This window comes from Marinobacterium mangrovicola (assembly GCF_004339595.1).
Taxonomy (GTDB): domain Bacteria; phylum Pseudomonadota; class Gammaproteobacteria; order Pseudomonadales; family Balneatricaceae; genus Marinobacterium_D; species Marinobacterium_D mangrovicola.
Genome location: NZ_SMFU01000009.1, coordinates 306,010 through 323,554, shown reverse-complemented (window position 1 = coordinate 323,554; position 17,545 = coordinate 306,010). Strand labels below are relative to the sequence as shown.

At 54.9% G+C, this 17,545-nt stretch carries 19 protein-coding genes and 2 pseudogenes; 14 read left to right on the top strand and 7 right to left on the bottom strand.

From position 1 onward, the window contains the following. Positions 1-153: 153 nt before the first annotated feature. From CLV83_RS13940 to CLV83_RS13930, 3 genes are read left to right on the top strand one after another with little or no spacing between them, the layout of a single operon-like run. Positions 154-693 (top strand): sugar dehydrogenase complex small subunit, encoded by a 540-nt coding sequence (locus CLV83_RS13940; RefSeq protein ID WP_132293475.1) that lies wholly within the window; start codon positions 154-156, stop codon positions 691-693. A 39-nt stretch (positions 694-732) separates the two neighbouring features. Next, a complete protein-coding gene (locus tag CLV83_RS13935; protein WP_132293472.1) occupies positions 733-2,382 on the top strand; it encodes a GMC family oxidoreductase in 1,650 nt (549 codons plus the stop codon). Between the two features lie 2 nt (positions 2,383-2,384). Then, positions 2,385-3,779 carry a cytochrome c gene (locus CLV83_RS13930; protein ID WP_132293469.1) on the top strand — a complete coding sequence of 465 codons (1,395 nt, stop codon included), beginning with the start codon at positions 2,385-2,387 and terminating at the stop codon, positions 3,777-3,779. Between the two features lie 127 nt (positions 3,780-3,906). Here CLV83_RS13930 and CLV83_RS13925 read toward each other — a convergent pair whose 3' ends face one another. Next, positions 3,907-4,584 carry an endonuclease gene (locus tag CLV83_RS13925; RefSeq protein WP_132293466.1) on the bottom strand — a complete coding sequence of 226 codons (678 nt, stop codon included), beginning with the start codon at positions 4,582-4,584 and terminating at the stop codon, positions 3,907-3,909. A gap of 250 nt (positions 4,585-4,834) precedes the next feature. Between CLV83_RS13925 and CLV83_RS13920 the strand changes: the two genes are divergently transcribed. The 3 genes from CLV83_RS13920 (at position 4,835) to CLV83_RS22610 (ending at position 6,448) form a co-directional block, all read left to right on the top strand. Then, positions 4,835-5,329, top strand: coding sequence for a DUF4124 domain-containing protein (locus CLV83_RS13920; RefSeq protein ID WP_132293463.1), 495 nt, complete (start codon positions 4,835-4,837; stop codon positions 5,327-5,329). A gap of 378 nt (positions 5,330-5,707) precedes the next feature. Further along, the gene (locus tag CLV83_RS13915) at positions 5,708-6,019 is read left to right on the top strand and encodes a hypothetical protein (protein ID WP_132293460.1); all 312 of its coding nucleotides are present in this window, start codon (positions 5,708-5,710) and stop codon (positions 6,017-6,019) included. A 252-nt stretch (positions 6,020-6,271) separates the two neighbouring features. After that, positions 6,272-6,448 (top strand): hypothetical protein, encoded by a 177-nt coding sequence (locus tag CLV83_RS22610; protein ID WP_165900316.1) that lies wholly within the window; start codon positions 6,272-6,274, stop codon positions 6,446-6,448. A gap of 644 nt (positions 6,449-7,092) precedes the next feature. On the opposite strand, the gene CLV83_RS13910 is transcribed toward CLV83_RS22610, so the two are convergent. From CLV83_RS13910 to CLV83_RS13900, 3 genes are read right to left on the bottom strand one after another with little or no spacing between them, the layout of a single operon-like run. Further along, positions 7,093-7,470: a hypothetical protein gene (locus CLV83_RS13910; RefSeq protein WP_132293457.1), complete on the bottom strand. Its 378-nt coding sequence runs from the start codon at positions 7,468-7,470 to the stop codon at positions 7,093-7,095. Next, entirely contained in the window at positions 7,463-7,891 is a 429-nt protein-coding gene (locus CLV83_RS13905; RefSeq protein ID WP_132293454.1) for a hypothetical protein, read from the bottom strand. Before CLV83_RS13905 ends, CLV83_RS13910 begins: the two co-directional genes overlap by 8 nt. A 19-nt stretch (positions 7,892-7,910) precedes the next feature. Next, positions 7,911-8,231 carry a hypothetical protein gene (locus tag CLV83_RS13900; RefSeq protein ID WP_132293451.1) on the bottom strand — a complete coding sequence of 107 codons (321 nt, stop codon included), beginning with the start codon at positions 8,229-8,231 and terminating at the stop codon, positions 7,911-7,913. A gap of 391 nt (positions 8,232-8,622) precedes the next feature. On the opposite strand from CLV83_RS13900, the pseudogene CLV83_RS13895 reads away from it, so the two are divergent. The 3 genes and pseudogenes from CLV83_RS13895 to CLV83_RS13890 form a co-directional block, all read left to right on the top strand. Next, positions 8,623-8,745, top strand: a pseudogene (locus CLV83_RS13895) (tyrosine-type recombinase/integrase); the annotation flags it as partial. Positions 8,746-9,026: 281 nt separating this feature from the next. Continuing rightward, a pseudogene (locus CLV83_RS22920) lies at positions 9,027-9,200 on the top strand (DUF6538 domain-containing protein); the annotation flags it as partial. Between the two features lie 24 nt (positions 9,201-9,224). Next, positions 9,225-10,595, top strand: a complete 1,371-nt coding sequence (locus CLV83_RS13890; protein WP_132293448.1) for a site-specific integrase — start codon at positions 9,225-9,227, stop codon at positions 10,593-10,595. Between the two features lie 142 nt (positions 10,596-10,737). Here CLV83_RS13890 and CLV83_RS13885 read toward each other — a convergent pair whose 3' ends face one another. The 3 genes from CLV83_RS13885 to CLV83_RS13875 all read right to left on the bottom strand — a co-directional run bounded on the left by CLV83_RS13885 (position 10,738) and on the right by CLV83_RS13875 (position 13,153). Continuing rightward, entirely contained in the window at positions 10,738-11,256 is a 519-nt protein-coding gene (locus CLV83_RS13885) for a PIN domain-containing protein (RefSeq protein WP_132293445.1), read from the bottom strand. Positions 11,257-11,259: 3 nt separating this feature from the next. After that, complete coding sequence (locus CLV83_RS13880) at positions 11,260-12,012, bottom strand: hypothetical protein (protein WP_132293442.1); 753 nt, start codon at positions 12,010-12,012, stop codon at positions 11,260-11,262. Positions 12,013-12,232: 220 nt separating this feature from the next. Next, positions 12,233-13,153, bottom strand: a complete 921-nt coding sequence (locus CLV83_RS13875; RefSeq protein WP_132293439.1) for a restriction endonuclease — start codon at positions 13,151-13,153, stop codon at positions 12,233-12,235. Between the two features lie 159 nt (positions 13,154-13,312). On the opposite strand from CLV83_RS13875, the gene CLV83_RS13870 reads away from it, so the two are divergent. From CLV83_RS13870 to CLV83_RS13850, 5 genes are all read left to right on the top strand, one after another. Further along, positions 13,313-14,143, top strand: a complete 831-nt coding sequence (locus CLV83_RS13870) for a hypothetical protein (RefSeq protein WP_132293436.1) — start codon at positions 13,313-13,315, stop codon at positions 14,141-14,143. Between the two features lie 1,040 nt (positions 14,144-15,183). After that, positions 15,184-15,426, top strand: coding sequence for a hypothetical protein (locus CLV83_RS13865; protein ID WP_132293433.1), 243 nt, complete (start codon positions 15,184-15,186; stop codon positions 15,424-15,426). Positions 15,427-15,788: 362 nt separating this feature from the next. Then, complete coding sequence (locus tag CLV83_RS22700; RefSeq protein ID WP_207894895.1) at positions 15,789-15,983, top strand: M48 metallopeptidase family protein; 195 nt, start codon at positions 15,789-15,791, stop codon at positions 15,981-15,983. Positions 15,984-16,181: 198 nt separating this feature from the next. Further along, a complete protein-coding gene (locus tag CLV83_RS13855; protein ID WP_132293430.1) occupies positions 16,182-16,679 on the top strand; it encodes a hypothetical protein in 498 nt (165 codons plus the stop codon). Between the two features lie 98 nt (positions 16,680-16,777). After that, positions 16,778-17,455, top strand: a complete 678-nt coding sequence (locus CLV83_RS13850) for a recombinase family protein (RefSeq protein WP_132293427.1) — start codon at positions 16,778-16,780, stop codon at positions 17,453-17,455. The last annotated feature ends 90 nt before the right edge of the window (positions 17,456-17,545 follow it).

Sequence of the window (17,545 nt, the reverse complement as noted above, 5' to 3'; positions counted from 1 at the left end):
CAATTAAGCAAGACCTTGTGTTATATAGATGAATATTCGACTAAATATGTAGCTGTTGTGTAAAATTCATACTTAGTCTTGATCTGCATCAATGTGAATCTTTGCTGTTTGCCGCAGGTCCGCTATCCAAAAAAACCGTGGATAAAGTCCTCTATGAGCCGAAATAATAACGAGCGGGAGCTGCAGAGCCTGTCCCGACGTAAACTCCTGAAGGCCGGCGCCGCCCTGGGTGCGGGCGGCCTGCTGGGTGTACAGCTGCCGGTGAGCGCCGCCCTGGCCGCCGAGCCGGGTGTCGCCCCTTTTATGGAACTCTCCCGTCTGCTGGTGAATCACCAGCTCGATGAAGGCGTTGGCCAGCGCATGTGGCAGTTGCTGCAGCAGGAAAACGCCCAGCTTGATCGCCAGGTCAGCGCGGTGCTTGAGATCGCACACGCCAACAATGCCAAAATCGTTGAAGATTTTTTCCCGGCAATTCCTGAAGGCGAACTCCAGGATCTGGCCTACCAGGTCATCTTCGGTTGGTACGCTGGTTGTTTGAATACCAGCAAGACTGCCGAATCCTTCGCCTTCGCGCAGGCACTGACATTCCAGAACACCGCGGATGTCATCTCGATTCCCTCTTACGGCCGGACCGGTCCGAACGAATGGGCCGACCGCCCCAACGTTCCCGTCCTGCCGCTGCGCGACTTTTAAGCCGTTCCTATTCTGAGAATACCTGGTCTGAGAGTACCTATGTCCCTACCTTCAAACTCCGATGTCGTCATCGTCGGTACCGGCGTTGTTGCTGCCGTTGTCGCCGAACAGTTGTTGGACGCCGGCCTGTCCGTGGTCATGCTCGAAGCAGGCCCACGTGTCTCCCGCGCCGAAATTGTTGAGAACTACCGTAACCTGCCGCTGGGTAACAAGGGCAACGCCATTGCCAGCTACCCCTCCAAGCCCTGGGCGCCGCACCCGGAACCCAATTCGGGCCGCCCGGGTGATGATTACCTACAGGTGTCCGGCCCCAACGGCATCGGTTATCTGCAGAGCTACGTGCGTTATGCCGGTGGTTCCACCTGGCACTGGGCCGGCACCAGCTGGCGTCTGACGCCGGAAGATATGCGCCTGAACTCCAACTTCGGTGTCGGTCGCGACTGGCCCTTCCCGTACGAAGAGCTGGAACCCTACTACGTGAAGACCGAGTACAAACTCGGTATCTGCGGTCCCAGCGATGAGGCGGAACAGTGGCCCCAGGGTGTGCCCCGTTCTGCGCCGTACCCGATGCCGGAACTGCCGTTCAGCCCAGGCGAGAACAAGTTCACCGACGTGGTGCGCGACAAACTCGGTCTGCGTAACGTACATGTGGCCCAGGCCCGTAACAGTGGCACCGCATACGATAATCGCCCGGCCTGCTGCTCCAGCAACAACTGCGTGCCGGTGTGCCCGGTGGGCGCCAAGTACGATGCAGCCACTGCGCTGGGTCGGCTGGAAGCCAAGGGCGCGAAGATCTTGCACAACGCCGTGGTTTACAAGGTGGAAACCAACGCCCAGAACCAGGTCGAAGCGGTTAACTACCTGGATCCGGACAAGCAGTCTCACCGTGTCACCGGCAAGACCTTCGTGCTCGCCTGCAACGGTATCGAGACACCGAAGCTACTGCTGATGTCTGCTGATGATCGCAACCCGAACGGTCTGGCCAACAGCTCCGACCAGGTGGGTCGCAACATGATGGATCACCCCCAGCTGGCGTACAAAATCAAGCTCAAGGAGCCGTACTGGACCGGTGTCGGCCCGGTGGTTAATAGCGGCATCATGGAAACCTCCCAGGGTGACTACCGCGCCCGTCATGCGGCGGCTTACTTCCGCTTCAACAACTTTGCCCAGAACCGTTTCGTCACCTTCGATACCCTGCAGCAGGGCCTGGTGGGCAAGGCGCTGGACGAACAGCTGCGTCACAACACCGGCACCTCCGGCATGATTGTGGCGGCGCATGAGATCCTGCCGGATCCGAACAACCGCCTGACCCTGTCTGACAAGAAGGACTGGCTTGGCCTGCCGAAACCGGCGGTCCATTACGATGTAGGTGACTACGTTCGCCGCAGTGCCGAGGAGTTTTCCGGCCCGATGATCCAGCGCATCGCCGAGGCGATGGGCGTACTTGAAGCGCCGAAGACCGTTGGTTTCCGACCCAGCAAGCACATCATGGGCGGTACCATCATGGGCACCGACAGCAGCAACTCCGTGGTTGATGATGTCTGCCGTTCCCACGATCACGCCAACCTGTTCCTGCCGGGCGGTGGCGCCATGCCGAGTACCGCCACCGGTAACAGCACCATCACCATGGTGGCGCTGGGCTTCCGTGCCGCCGAAGCGATCGTGCAGCAGATGAAGGCGGGGGCGTGATGATGAAAAAGCTCACAGCGTCCCTGATTTTTGGTGCATCCGTACTGCTGTCACCGCTGGCGCTGGCAGCGGCATCCGATGATCCGGCAGTTATCGCCAAGGGCGAATACCTGGCGGAAGCTTCCGACTGTACCGCCTGCCATACCCAGGAACACGGCGGCAAGCCGTTTGCTGGCGGCAAGGCGATCCATTCGCCGGTGGGCGAGATCTTCGCTACCAACATCACTCCGTCGAAGCAGTTCGGTATCGGTAACTACAGCGAAGAGCAGTTTGCCAACGCTCTGCGCAACGGTGTGGCGGCAGATGGTTCGCGCCTCTATCCGGCGATGCCGTACACCGCATACGCCAAACTGACCGATGAAGATATCCACGCTCTCTACAGCTACTTTATGCACGGTGTAGAGCCGGTGGATAACCCGACCAGCGAGACAGTGCTGCCTTTCCCGATGAACCTGCGCTTCTCCATGGCGATCTGGAACACCCTGTTCCACGACAACAAGTCTCATCAGGATGACCCGAGCAAGTCCGAGGAGTGGAACCGTGGCCGCTACCTGGTAGAGGGCCCGACCCACTGCAGCACCTGCCATACGCCGCGCGGCTTTATGATGCAGGAGTTGGGCGACCAGAACCTGGCCGGTGCACAGGTAGGCCCCTGGTACGCGCCGAACATCACCCCGGACGAAGTCAGCGGTATCGGCAGCTGGAGCAAGGCTGAGCTGGTCGAGTACCTGAAAACCGGTCGTATCGAAGGCAAGGCTCAGGCTGCGGGCAGCATGGCGGAAGCGGTCACCAACAGCTTCCAGCATCTGACCGATGAAGACCTCAACGCCATCGCTGAATACGTGATGAGCGTTCCGGCGATCAACAACGCCTCCGAAGATCGCTTCACCCAGGGGGAAGCTGGCAATCAGTTGGCTCAGTTCCGCGGTAAGGCGTTCGATGCCGAGACCGAAGCGGAAGGTGCACGGATCTACTCCGGCAACTGTGCAGCCTGCCACGGCTACAACGGCCAGGGAACTGATGATGGCTACTACCCGAGCATGTTCAATAACTCTGTGACCGGCGAGGAGAACACCTCCAACCTGATCGCGGCGATCATCTACGGTGTCCACCGCGAGACGGAAGCGGGCGGTAACGTCTTCATGCCGCCGTTCGGCGATCAGCCCAACGCGCTGAACTCACTGAGCGATGAGCAGATCGCCACACTGTCCAACTACCTGATGGACAGCTACGGGCTGGCCTCTGCCGAGGTCACTCCGGAGCAGGTCGCCGTGATCCGCGCCGGTGGTGAGAAGTCGCCGCTGGTACAGCAGGCTCGTATCGGCATGGCTGCCGGCGCAGCTGTTGTCGTGCTGTTGCTGCTTGGCTTTGTGTTGCGTCGTAAGCGGCGCAAGTAATCGAGCCTGAGGCGTAGCGCTTCAAATCGTCAGTAAAAAGCCCGCACTCTGCGAAGAGGCGGGCTTTTTCGTCATTCATATTGACTGAACAGACTTACTTATCCATAACTCCTAAAGCATAGCCAAATCAGCGGCTTGCATCGGCAATACGGCGCGCCCGCTCCTGTTCCCAGGCATCAACGGGATCCTGTTTATCCCAGGCCTCGAACAGCTGGCGCTGCTTGCGGCTGATCTTCAGTCCGTAGGTTTTCTCCATATAGAAGTAGGTGCGAGCGATATCGCCGCGTACCTCTGGCCGTGGTTCCGCCACGCGCTGTTTGAAGTCCACCTTGAAGTCACAGCGGCCGTAGGCGCCGGCTTCGCCACCGATCATGCCGTAGCGGAAGTTGCTGCGATCGCCATTCAGTTCGCCCACTGCCGGCACCAGGTTCATCATGTCCGATTCCATCGCCTTGAAGCGCGGGTCTTTCTTGCACGCCTTGCGGCCGCCTTCCTGCCAGCATTGCAGCTGATGGCCAAACTCCCAGGCCGGCACTACGTGTTCCCACTCGATACGGCCAGCACGGTTGGCGTTCTTACGCGGCTTAAGGCCGCAACTGCTGGCGTCGGGAGTCAGGCGAGTTCTATCCGGCTTGCCGGGAACCGGGGCTTCGCCATAGTTGCAACCACAGTAAAAGCTGACTTGATTGCCTGTGTATATCTTTTCATTGAGCACTTTTTTTGCGGAATAAAACGAAGCGGGCCTGTCGGCCAGCGCGGTCAGCGGCAGGCTGACCAGCAGAGAAACGAGAAGCGTACGGCGCACAGCCTATCCTTACTGCTAGAAACGGATACATGGCGTCCTGCCTTAGTAAATTGTTGATCCATAACGAGAAGGAGGGGGATGGTACTTGATGAGGTTCGATAGCCCAAACAATTAGGTGTGAGCTCGAATGGGACGGGCAGAACTCTCCGATGCGGAGCGGTTGTTGAACTTCTGAGTGATGAGATAGGTGCGAGTGATAAAACTCTGAGACTACACTGACTCTGCCAAGGAAGATTGTTAAGGGGAAGTCATGCTGAAAGGAATGGCAATCATCGGCTTGATGATAATCGTCAATACCGCACAGGCAGGCGTCTACAAATGTCGCAATGCTGAAGGACGTCTTCAGTATCAGTCCATGCCTTGTGAAGGGCGAGAGTCTGAGAAAGTCAGAATAGATAGGGCTCCTTCTGATCCCGGTAATGTTGAAGTTCGTCAGAATCAGGCCGAGAGAGGGTTCGCAGAGCGTCGGCGACAGCGGGAAGCAGAGCAAGAACGGCTAAATGCCAAGTCGAAAGCGATCATTGGTGAGCGTGATCGGCAGCGGCGGTTTGATGACCTCGTCAGGCAGGATCGGATCGCCATAGGCATGACCGAAGATCAGGCGATCAAGGCCTGGGGAAGGCCTTGTGATATCAATCGTTCACTGAACTCCAGCGGAACCCGAGAACAGTGGGTGTATTGTGTCGGAGAGTACGAGCGCAAATATCTCTATTTCGATAATGGCATTCTTAGCGGAATGAACTGAAAACTGGAGCCAGTGAAAGGTATGAATAGGTCATTAGTGTCCAAGTAGCTGATAATCTTTGGTCAGGAATAGCCTAGGCAACGATGGGCCGCTGTTATAGCCCTAATACTCCGCTATGCTCAACTTGGTTACACTCCAGCGTATACCCGCGATACGCCGGAGTTCAGTTCAGATACCAGCGTCAGAGGCGTTTGCGAGGATGCTGATTGAGAGGCAGCAAGGAGGGTGTCGGGTAGGACCTTTGTTGCCAGGCGCCAGAATATTTACTAAATAAATAAGGAGGCTTTAGCATTTGATACGTCCTAGGAACTAGGGTTGGTTAGGGAGTTTAGGCACTCACCCTATCTCGCAGCACGCAAGACCCTCGGGTGGCTCGCTATGTATCTGGTCAAAGATCTCGTGGGCGGCCGCATCGTGTACTTTTGGCAGGATAAAAATGGCAGCCCGCGAAGTGACTTTTTTAACACCTTCTTCAACGCCGAAGAGTGGTGGAAAACCCATGTGTTTTCTCTCTACGCAGGCGTAGAACGACGCACTTCGATCATCGATCGGCGCACAAACTACGATAAGCGTCGGCGCCTCAATCACAACCATCGTTTTGCATCCAGTGCCCCAAACGGCCGTCGGATTACCGATCTACCCGTAAAAGTATCCCGGGACCTTGCTGCTGATAAACTGCAGGGGCATTAGGGTAAGTAGTAGGGCTTCAGGCTGAGCATCACCTCAGATCTAAGGAGAGTGGTGCTTCCGGATAATAGGTGGTTTTCCAGGTTGTACCCGCTTAAGTTGCATACTGTGCCCATAGGTCCGTTTTATCTTTGAACTCCGCCCCTTGATTTGTGCTGTCGGCTAGCCTTTGAACGAGATTATGGCTTCAAGTGCACTGTAGGTCTGTTCGGCTGATATCCCCAGTGTAATTGGTATATCCAGGCAGTTGATGTGATGGGTTACTACGTGAGTACCGCCGGCGGCTTTACTATTGTTCTCGCTATGACGCTGGAAGACTTGGCGACTCTGCTGGCTAAGAATCCGAACGCACTCGGCTATCTGACCGAGGAAAATGACAGCGATGAATTGAAGACCATCTTTGTTATTGAAGATAACCAGGACGCGCTTTGAGTGTTAGACCTTCTCTGCGAATTCCCAGCCTGATAAGAGATCCAGGCCGAGCAAACGCATGCTGTCCGTAAACCATGGAGCTTAAAGAAAGCGGCTGTATTGGCCCTGTCTCAGCGAGAGTAAGGGACGGAGTGTACGCTAAAGCGTAAAGTTATCGCGGACGGAGAATTTGGATAGACAGTGGTGCCGGTGGGCGGTCTCGAACCGACAGGTCCGCGAGAGGAGCTCACACATGCACGTCGTACTGTCAGACCGTTAAACGTTTCGCCAAAGCTTCCGTGCCCTGCCTCCTTGCGGGTGAGTCCCTTCCTTATCAGACTCCTGTCACGATTCATCCGTGAACCTGGCATCCTGCCGGTACTCTCTCTGCGCTTAGGTCCACCTAGGCGCCGCTCACCCAGAGCTCTCATCCTGAATGGAGTTAACGTTCCCTGCCAAAGCCTCCGGCTTTGTCACGGCCGATCGATCCGTTGCCGGGCCATCCCTGCAATCAAGGCCCTTCTGACCGCTCCCTGAGCCCTCCGGGCTCTGCAATCCTTCACAGCATCCTGCTGCCTTCTTCGCTGTGCTGCTTCCTTGCGGCGTCCTGCCGTGCCACGGATAACATTCTTCATCCGTCTCGCTGGAGACAAGCTTGAGCACATTTACTCAAGCGGCGTATTCGAGACCGGCTCCCCAGCCTCACGTTCATCTTTTGTTGTTTCAGAACCATGTAATTGCAACGCGTCCAGGTGGTTTTCCAACCATCCCTGAAGCTTTTGTCGCAGGAGTGAAAAAGTCACACTGGAAAGTAGCGAAATCAACACACTGCGCTGGCGCGCAGGCGTACTTCCGCCGCTTGAGGAGGTACGCTGCGAGAGGAACCCCAGCAATGCCGAAGTGGCCAGGGAGGAGGGTTTAATCATTGAGCGAGTCAAGTGCTGCCAGTAACGCCGGCGCTCCTGCCTGAGCGTTAAGCGCTCGACCCTTGCAAGACGGGTCTGAATATCGAGCTGCATTTGCAGATGGCGAATCTCACTCATGGCTATCAGCCTCAGGATTAGAGAAGATCAGCGCGCGGGTCTGGTTAAAATTGAGTTTTCGCAACTCGCGAACCAGCAGCCAGCGCAACCCCCAGACCGCGGCAAAACAGATCAGTGCCAACCCCAGCAGAGTCAGCGGCAGCGGGATACCCAGCTGCCAGGTCAGCACCACCAGCGTTGCCATCAGCGCCAACCAGCCGGACACCAGCATCACCGCCAGCACGATGGTCAGCGTCAACACCCGTGCCGCCCGCAACATAATCAGGCGTGCTTCGGTCTCAGCGACCCCGGCGACCTGTGAAAGCCAGGCGACATAACCACGCATCAGCTCGCTGATGCCCGACAGCGAAGCGCTACTATCAGGCGCTTCGCTGTCGGGCGCGGAGGTGTCTGCTGATGCTGAACGGCTCTGTTCTGACATCCTAAGCACCACCTGAAGATCAGCGGCGGCTGTTAAACAGGGAAGCGACCACGGCGCCTGCGAGGAAAGCAAAGCCTACCGTTTTCAACGGGTGCTCTTTGGCATAGTCACAAACCGCGCCGCTGACTTTTTCGGAGCGCTCGCGCGCGCTCTGAGCCATCGCCGCGGCGGAGGCTTTCATCTCTTCACTGACCTGTTCCAGCTTCTCTTCGCCCTGCCCGGCCACAGCAGCCGCGCCGTCGACCGCTGCGTGAGCGCGTTCAGCCACCTTATCGGTCTGCTCATGGGCTTTACTAGCCGCTTTGTTAGCGGTGCTATTGGTCGTTGATGCGTTAGCCATGTTGATCTCTCCAGTTATCCATCTGTTGAGCTAAATGCACAACCTGTGTGCGTCACTTAGACAAAGCACGAGACATGCCAGAAATTAAAAGTGATAAAAATCAACAAGTTAAGAAAACAATCAATCTATAATGTAAAAATGGCAGGAAAGAATTCAGGGAGAGTCTGCAAAATTTTCAAAACGCCAAAACAGTGTGCGAACAGTGCACACGCAAAATTGCCCCAGCACTTCGCTACCGTGTAGCAATAGCAACCACACTGTTTTCTGAGTGTCCCGATTGTAGGCACGGGCCTGGGCTTAGGCGCACTCAAGGGTCGGTCAGGATTGATACCGCAGAACACGCTGACACAAAGGGGACTGTTGCAGGTAACTGCGGGATTTGGATAGGTGCACCCAAGTTCTGCGACATACGTTCGCCAGTCACTTCATTATGAACGGCGGAAACCTGCTGACTCTGCAAAAGATTCTGGGCCATCAGTCGATTCAGATGACGATGCGTTATGCACACCTTGCGTCGTAACATTTACAGGATGCGGCTGTGTTGAATCCGTTGAGCGAAATATCGGCGTGAAGTGGTGACTTTCGTCAGCGTGGACGATTTGTGAACACGGCGTGAAATGTGGGCTTTTTCGGGTGTACTTGGGAAATGGTGTAAGCGATTGTTTCTAAAGTGGTGCCGGTGGTCGGAACTGGTACTAAACACGCTCAGAGGCCCGCTACGGCGCTTACAGGCCTATAATCAGACACTTAGGTAGTCGCTACTCTGACACTCAGCTCTGACACCGAGGACAGAGCATGAGGATACCGCATACTTACCGAGACTCGCACGGGACCTACTACGTGCGCTATGTTATCCCCGCCAAAATAAGGCCGTTACTCCCTGGGATAGGGAGGGACGTACGCAAGTCGTTGAAGACCAAAGAAGCTCATCGAGCCCGGCTTACCAGCCGGCGATTCGTTGCACTGTTAGACAGGTTGATAGGGGAGTTCGAGTTGTCCGAGTACCGTGATGCAGCGTTTTACGTGCACTTGATTACTACTGCTGATCCATTCGGTAATGAGGTCCGCATTGAACGTGATGATCCGGCTGAAGAGATCAGTATGTACAAGGAGCTTCATCATATGTGGGCGTCGGAGTGGGCTGACACCCCTCATGCTTCAGCAAAACTCGCGTCATTGAACGCCGATTTGCTTAGACGAGACCGAGCGGAGCAGGCGAAGGTGCATACCACCGCTGAAGTGATCGACGCTTTCATACGCGACAAGCGTGCGGCACTGAGGGGACAGCCGATGAAAGAATTGCGGTCGGGGTTGGAGCTGTTCAATCACTTCATGGGTGATACCCCGTTCAATGCGCTGACGAAAGCGAAACTTCGTGAGTTTCGTGATGCAGTTCCCCGACTGCCGGCCAGGATCGCACACAACGTCAAGCTAAAAACGATGTCATTCCCCGAGCTGCTAACTGTCACTGAGCAGAACGGATTGAAGCGCATGTCAGCGCGCACGGTCGATACCAAGATCAGTGCCGTCAGGCAGTTGCTGAAATGGGCGGTGGAGACGACCGACTTCATCAGAGAAGACCTTTCGGGCGTTTTGAAGCGCAAGTATGTGAACGATACTGATAACCAGGCAACCAGTCCTTACAAAGCCTTCGAACGGCAGCATCTTAAAAATCTCATCAGCTCTTATCTGTATCGGGGTGAGATTCCCACACGCATGCGGACCATGTCGCCCTACAGGTTCTGGATACCGCTGATCGCGCTGTATACCGGTGCACGGCTGGAGGAAATCTGCCAGTTATACCTTCAGGATGTCGTCGAAATGGACGGGGTGTTGATGTTCCGCATTACGCCGGACGATGATGAGGGCGTGGGAAAGAAGGTCAAGATCAAAACACTGTCATCGCATCGCAGCGTCCCGGTTCACTCCAGGTTGATTGAATTTGGGCTGCCTGAGTACGTGCGTGAGCTGCGAGCGGAAGGTCAGGTACGCTTATTCCCCGATCTTGGTAATGACAACGCGAAAGGCAAGTTCGGTTTTGATGCAGGCAAGTGGTTTGGCGACACTATGCGCAAGACCATCGATTATGAGAAGGGACAAGGGTACTGCTTCCACAGTTTCCGGAAGAACTTTATCCAACAGCTGCAGAATGTGACCGACGTGCCGCGTGAAGTGCGTAAGGCGCTGGTTGGCCACTCGGTTGGTGACGGAGACGTCCATGAAGTCTATGAAGGTGAGTACAGCCCCGCGGTTTTGAAAGCCAACATTGAACACCTCAAATATGATTTCCTGGATATTACCGGGGTCTCATGGGCTGATTACAAGGCGAGGTTGTCAGCCTGGAAGGGTCTAACCGGGAGATAGGCTACCGCCTTTGCTACATCAACTTCGGGTATGCCCGTTAATATACCACTCAATATCATAACCTTGAGTGGTATATAGGTAGTCACCTACCCAGTCGTAGGTTCGTTACATCACAGATCGATAAATGTGTGGCTTAGAGCTGCTACAGTGAGTCGAACAAGTCATGCGTTGCCGGAGGAAGCTCCAGATCGCTCACGCCTAGTACAGTCAGACCGAGCCTGCGTCCCAGCTTTTTAACTTGGCGGTCATCGCTGTAAATGACCTCTACGTTTTGGGCTCGAGCAATCGCGATGATCTGCCTGTCGAATCGCAGCTTTGCCTTCGTGTGGGGACCGACTGTTAGCCGCCGGCTGGTGTGTTCATCTTCGAGGTTGAGCGCCAGTTCAACCGCCGCACGCTGATCAAAACTGATGTTCCGGAAGACTCGTCGACTACTTATCGCGATAAGTAATTCGTCCGCCTTCTTGCGATCAATAACAAGGAGTTCAGCTAACACCGGAGTCGGTACAAGTATCTTACGGTTATCCTGCTCAAGCGTCTTGATCAGGTGTTCGATTCGTTCACGGGTGTGAGGAACGCGAGCACCTGTAGATTCATCAACAGGCGGAAGGGCGTCAGGCTTCAACATATAAGCAAGCATGCAGCTATCAAGAATCACCATTGCTCAGTCTTTCCTCATCTCCCTGAAAAACTCACTCGGGCTTCCTATACCATCAAGCCCATCACTCAATGCTGCACGGGCGTCGCGAAGACTCTGTGACAAGCTCTGTGTGGACAGCTCCTCAAACTGCTCGATCTGGAAAGCCTTACACTTCCAGCCGCCTCCCGGCTTCCGTATCCAGCTGCCCACTCCTTCGACTCGAACTTCCTTGAATAGGTAATGCGCAAGCTTAAGGGCAAGGGAGCGGCTAGCCGTACATTTATAGACGCCTTCGGGGCCAGTGCCGAACTGGAGATGGACCGGTACCGTTGTATCCCGGCCACCGATTTGCACAAGGATGCCGTCGAGGTGGCCATACTCCTCCCCGACGAAGATTTCAGGTTCTTCTGGTTCTTCACGTCCCGGGAAATACAGATCGGAGTTAGCAGCAACGCCCTGAGTGAGTGGGCGCAGAGTTCCCACAGCGTTGTCTTGTAGAAGGAGTTTGTTGATGTCATGGAAAGCCTTCACGGCTTCCTTTGGTGCTTGCTGAGATCGGATACCACGCAGTCGCTGCCCCACTCGCTCGGCAGCTTCATGCCCAATTACTTGTTGTTTAAGAAGTGCACTACCTTTCTCGACGCGCTGAAAACAGACGTGATCGGTCTCACCCATGACGACAGCGAGGGCTTTCAGATACTCTGCCAACCGCTTCATAGACAGCGTTTCTGGCGTCAGAGCATCGATTCTGAACTCAAACTCAACGTTTTCACTCATCATGGCAATCCGTGCGGCCTTTGTCATTGAGCAGGGGAAATCATCCCTGATGACACGGCTTTCCTTGACAACAGCATAGGCTACGAAAACCTGACATGACTACCCCCAGGGGGATATAAGTAGGAACTCAATAGTTAAACTCGCCCGTGAATCTTTCGCTTACAAGGGAAGCTGGGAGTTGGATAGGGGGCGTTATGTGTTGTTTTATAAGGCTAAAAAGTCAACGGGCGCGAGAGTTGCGCATTGGTCGTGATTCCGGATCATTGATATTCAAAATGCCCCGGCACTTCGGATAGCGTGAGCAGCCCCAGAACTCCCGGCCCGCATTCGCTCCTTTACGCGCGACTCGCTTAACCATAGGCGAGCTGCATTTTGGACAAGAAAGCGTCTCAGGGGCTGTCTCCGTGGCCCTGAGAGTGTCTTCAGGCATTGACTGCTCTGCCTTGCGTAGCATCTTGTCGAGTTTGGCCCCGTTGATCAGGCCAATGGGCTTACCGTTGGCGAACTGGTTCGCCTCTTCGGTGAAGTCGCCGGAGGTGACGATGAAGGCGCCCTTGGCCCCCTGATCGACCATGACCCCGAAGAGCTCTCGGATCACCGCGACACCGACCCTCTGCGTCTTCCAGTGTTTGCACTGGACCAGGTACCGCTGGCCGTTTTTGCTCAAGTTGACGTCGATGCCTCCGTCCGGCCCGGTATCTCCGCCATCGATCACGCGATAGCCTGACTGCCGGAATGCTTCCCCGACCAGAAGCTCGAACTGGCTCCAGCTCATTTCCGCAGTAGGCTTGGCGCGGCTCTGAGAGGGGCTCTGAGTCGGTATCTCTACTTCCGGCACGGCTATGTATTGCTCGCGCAAACGGCGCCCAGAGAGCGCTTTGATAGCCTTAACGGTTGCACCAATGACAAAAGCGAACGGGATCAGGTACTGCGCTGCTATCAAGAGCGGGCGGAACATCATGGCAGTCATATTGGTCGGGAGCAGGGAGCCCGGCTGTGTGTCTACCACGACCGGCTGACTGGCATAGTGATGAAGCACCAGGTAGGACGCGAGAGCGATAAGAAGGCTAACCCATGCTGGTAGCTTGGTCGCGATGTGAACCAGGTCCTCGAGAGGCGAGGTGCGGCGTCTCCGTGCCATCGGTGTTATCCATAACAGTATTGTTTATCGCCATAGAATACGACGCTATTGGCCACCCTTCCAGCACTTGAAGTCTCGAAGATCTCCCGCATTGAGTATGTAGTCACACTCCCAGCGGCAGTTGGGGCTTCCTCATCTAAAAGGGTGCATTTTGCGAAAATGAAAGCTGAAAGCAACGCGGGTGATTTGACTCCCAACCCGCGTATCATGCGGTATCTGGAGAAGTCTGCGCTTCTGCGTAATGACCTTCTCCCAGTAGATACTATGAATAGTGCTCTAATACCCACGGAAGAGCTACCCTATCTCCCCCACCCGAAGAAGAGAAAACTGATCGACTATCGTGGTAAGCGTCGAGTCAGCTATCAGCTTCGTTTCCTGTATGACGCACTGGTCACTTGGACTGTGGAGCGCGAAGGCTACTGCACATCATTTGTCACCTTGCACTTCAGCCGAGAATACGAACGCCGTCTCAAGCAACGGAAGAAAGGCCCTGCAGGAGCGTTTTCTGATTCGCTCCAGAAGTCGCTCAAGGCGCTGGTTCATGACGCCAGCTTCTTCTTGGTTGTTGAACAGGGATTCAGCGAGAATAAGCGTCTGCACGCCCACGTCGTAATTTCCTACCACCCTGAAGATCGCGAGGCTCTTATGGTGGTCATGCGGCACTACTCGGATAACACCAAGATCCAGGATGATTTCGAACTGATGCTCAAGCCTAAGTCCGGCTCCTTCGTGGCGTCTGCGATTGAGCTGGATGATGAGCACGGACTTAATGCTTATGAAAAGAAAAAAGGAGGACGTGGTGGTTACTCGATGAAGCTACCGGTGAACATCGGTGCCGCCGACTACATCAGCAAGCAGGTGCTATCGAACAGGGTGCGCTTCAAAGGTTCACCAATCTACGCACCTCAGGACCTGCGTCGCAGGGCTGCGGATCTTTACGCCGATGCCTATGAGCAACAGCAGCTACTCAAGGCTCAGGGTAGGATTTAATCGGGTGGCCCGGAGCCAAAAACCTTTTTTAACAATAAGTTAAATTAATTGGGGGCGTCTCAGATCGCTTGTATGGGGCGTGAGAAATAAGCTGGTCTCCATAGCTGTAGAGCGAGAAAGTCGCTCAGGGGCGCTCACAGGAGCTCTCAGCGTGACAGAACAGTCTGAGCAGTAGTATCACGCAATTGCAGCAGTCTGCGTCAGGGAGCTGCCTGCTAATCTTGCTTGTACCCACAGCACCCGGTGAGTGAATGCTAATGGGCTCTTGTGTCCGCTCGGAGCAAGTGTGGATGTACTTGTCATAGTCTTAGAGCAGCCTTGTAGCCTCGACCCGGATGCGTCCTGTGTGGAATGTAGGAATCGAGCGGTTCCTTATACAGGTGACTGGCCGGGAGAGGGTTGATTTTGGTTGGTAAACAGTTGGTAGTATTTGCGGCTTTTCTGAATGTAGGGGCCGTCTCGATATAAGGTTTAGCCTCAAGCCCGGTGCTCATTCTGTCTCTGCCTCTCGGTGATTTCACTCTTACACTAAGACCGCTCATGCTAAGTAAAGGCTCAGGTATAACGGGCCTCAGAGAGAGGTCGCTGTCGTGCGAGGCGAGATTCGTGGCCGTATTCGTGCAACGTGCTGCAACCCTATATCAACATGGATATACAACTGAGCTAAGTGGATCGGTGGTAGGCTCCATGGCGGTGTTTGATTTGCCTTGGCTAGCGTACCGTGGTCGGTTCACTGCGACACGCAGCTCTAACATAACCGCAATAGTGAATTTCTGAGCTCTTTCAGTGCTATCTATGGGTACTATCGTGAATTTGGCGGGTTCATTTGATGGCAAACTCAAACCACACCGTATGACCAAGTTGTAATCCAGGGCTAACGCTAAGCTCACATAGCTAGCACTCAAGCAGCGGGAACCTGGTGGCGGACAGATGCGACGCCACGCAGAGGTCGATCACCTGCTCTCACGGCACACAAACATTGACCTGATGAAACAGGTCAATATGATCCGGTGCGGCAAATAACTGAAAAGGAAGCAGGAATGAAAGAATTACTCTACGCGGTAGCACTGTGCATCGCCCTGGGCTCAGGTTACGTGTTCTCAGAGGCCCCAAGCGAGGAGCGTATCGATAATGCGTGGTCGATCGATGCGGCGCTGGCAAATCGGATGATCAAGAAGCAGGAGCACTTCCAGACGATCGGGGCCTTCATGCTGGCCGGTGCTGCTGTGTTCGGACTCGCGGGTTTCGCTGTCCAGATGCGCGAAAAGTCGACCGAAGCGTGATTCCGACACTCCCTACGGGCTCGGCGTCAGCCGGGCGCCGGCGGGGCTGCTCGGGAGCCCCAAATTTCGCTCTACTGTAAGGGGCGAAGCCCAAGGGTCAAGGATTCCAACGCTCCAAGCAGCATAACTTATTCATTTAGTTTAGGAGCGTGGCGTACCTCTTCGGTGAATCCAGGAGTACTTCAATTTGCGCAGTAGCGCCCAGTCAGAGGCGCGTAAGCATTTCTTCGATGGGTATAGAGAGCGTGGCAGAACGTGGCTCTGGCAGCGTGTGAGGGCCTTTGCTGGCCGTCTGGAAGTAGAGCCTGCAGGGCTCAAGGTGCAGGACCTCGGGTTTCGCTGGGTCATGCGGTAAGGGCGCCATGCTCTACTTCCACTGGAAGACCATTTTGCTGCCGGTACGCATCGCCGAGTACGTCGTGGTCCACGAGCTGGTCCACCTTCATGAGCCGAATCACTCAGCCGACTTCTGGCTTCGTCTCGAAAGAGCTATGCCCGACTATGCCGAGCGCAAGCAGTGGCTGGCGACACATGGGATGGATGTCGAGGGGTTATAGCTGTTGAATAAACAAAACCATTAAAATCGTATGGTTTCTTCTGTTTGGACTGATATAGGCTGCCTTGTCTGCCTACTAATCATTCTCTATCTCTGTGATGGCGGTGGTAAGTCACTACTGACTTAAATGATAATCATTATCATTTAATAAGTGATTTATGTATCATTACGTCTAACCCAACCATAAGAGGTAAAAGTAATGAGTCTCAACGTCATATACGATCTAAATCTTGAGGTGAAGACGAGAAAACAAGTGTGTTTTCTGGAAAGGGAGCTAAGACGATCATTATTTGAATACGGGCCGGTGGCGGGCCACATCAAATTTCTGTATCGGCTGGACTTTCCCGGTACAGAGTTGGCGTATGTGGGCACAGGCTTGTCCGCCCGGATAGCGAGTCGTCTATCGAGCAAGATGCAGGAATACGATAATGAAGACCTCGTGTACCACACGAACGAGGCGATGGATCGTGGACGACCGCGTACTACCCATTGCGTTGGCTTGTTCAAAGTTCTGGCGAGTTGGGATACGGGTGAGCGTTTTGAGTGCTTCGAGAAGAAACGGTGTCTTGACGCTGGGTTAACCTTGCTAAATCGAAGGGGGCTATTTGAACTTAGTAACTACGGTTTTGTTCCGATAGAAAAGTGGTTGGGTGAGGAGCGGATTCAGCGTTTCCACGAGCTCGGAACAGCTGATTGAACTTACCTGACGGGAGCCCGCGAAGCCGCTATTGGTCCTGTATCATATTGTTATATGTTCGTTTAACGGTTCGTAACAGCTGGCCAGGAGGGTAACGGATGAAGCTGATCGCGTACTACAGGGTCTCTACCAGTAAGCAGGGTAAGAGCGGCCTGGGACTTGAGGCCCAGCGCAGAGACGTAGAAGCCTATGCGGCTGGTTCTGGCGCGACCGTGATTGCAGAGTTCACTGAGATCGAATCAGGCGGTAAGAGTGACCGGGCGGAGCTGCAGGCGGCAATCGAACGCTGTCAGTTAGTCGGTGGTCGTTTGGTCATTGCGAAGCTTGATCGACTCTCTCGTTCTGTCGGCTTTATTGCTCAGCTTCAGGATTCCGGTGTGCGTTTCGTAGCCTGCGACATGCCGGAGGCTAACGAGACGATGGTGCAGCTCATGTCGGTCATGGCTCAAGCTGAGCGCAAGGCGATCTCTGTGCGTACCAGGGCCGCTCTGCAGGCCGCTAAAGCCAGGGGTGTGCAGCTGGGTAACCCGAATCTTGCGGCTGCCAGAGAGGCTCGCACGGGCGATGTGACGGCTAAGGCGCGAAAGGCCCGCAAAGTGAAGGCAAACCGTCACGCTGATCTCGTCATGCGAGAGATTCAGAGTGCTCAAGGTGAAGGTCTGTCGAGTTTAGGGCAGATCGCCGGCTGGCTTAATGAGCAGCAGATCGGCACGCCGCGTGGGTGTGAGTGGACTAGGGCAGCAGTGGCGAGGGTGCTTAAAAGAAAGCGGCCTTGAGGCCGCTCGTCGGATGGTGTTGAAGTGGTGCTACTTGGGCAAGTAGTCCACAAGCATCCACGCCAAGGTGCCAAAGAAGGCGGTTACCGC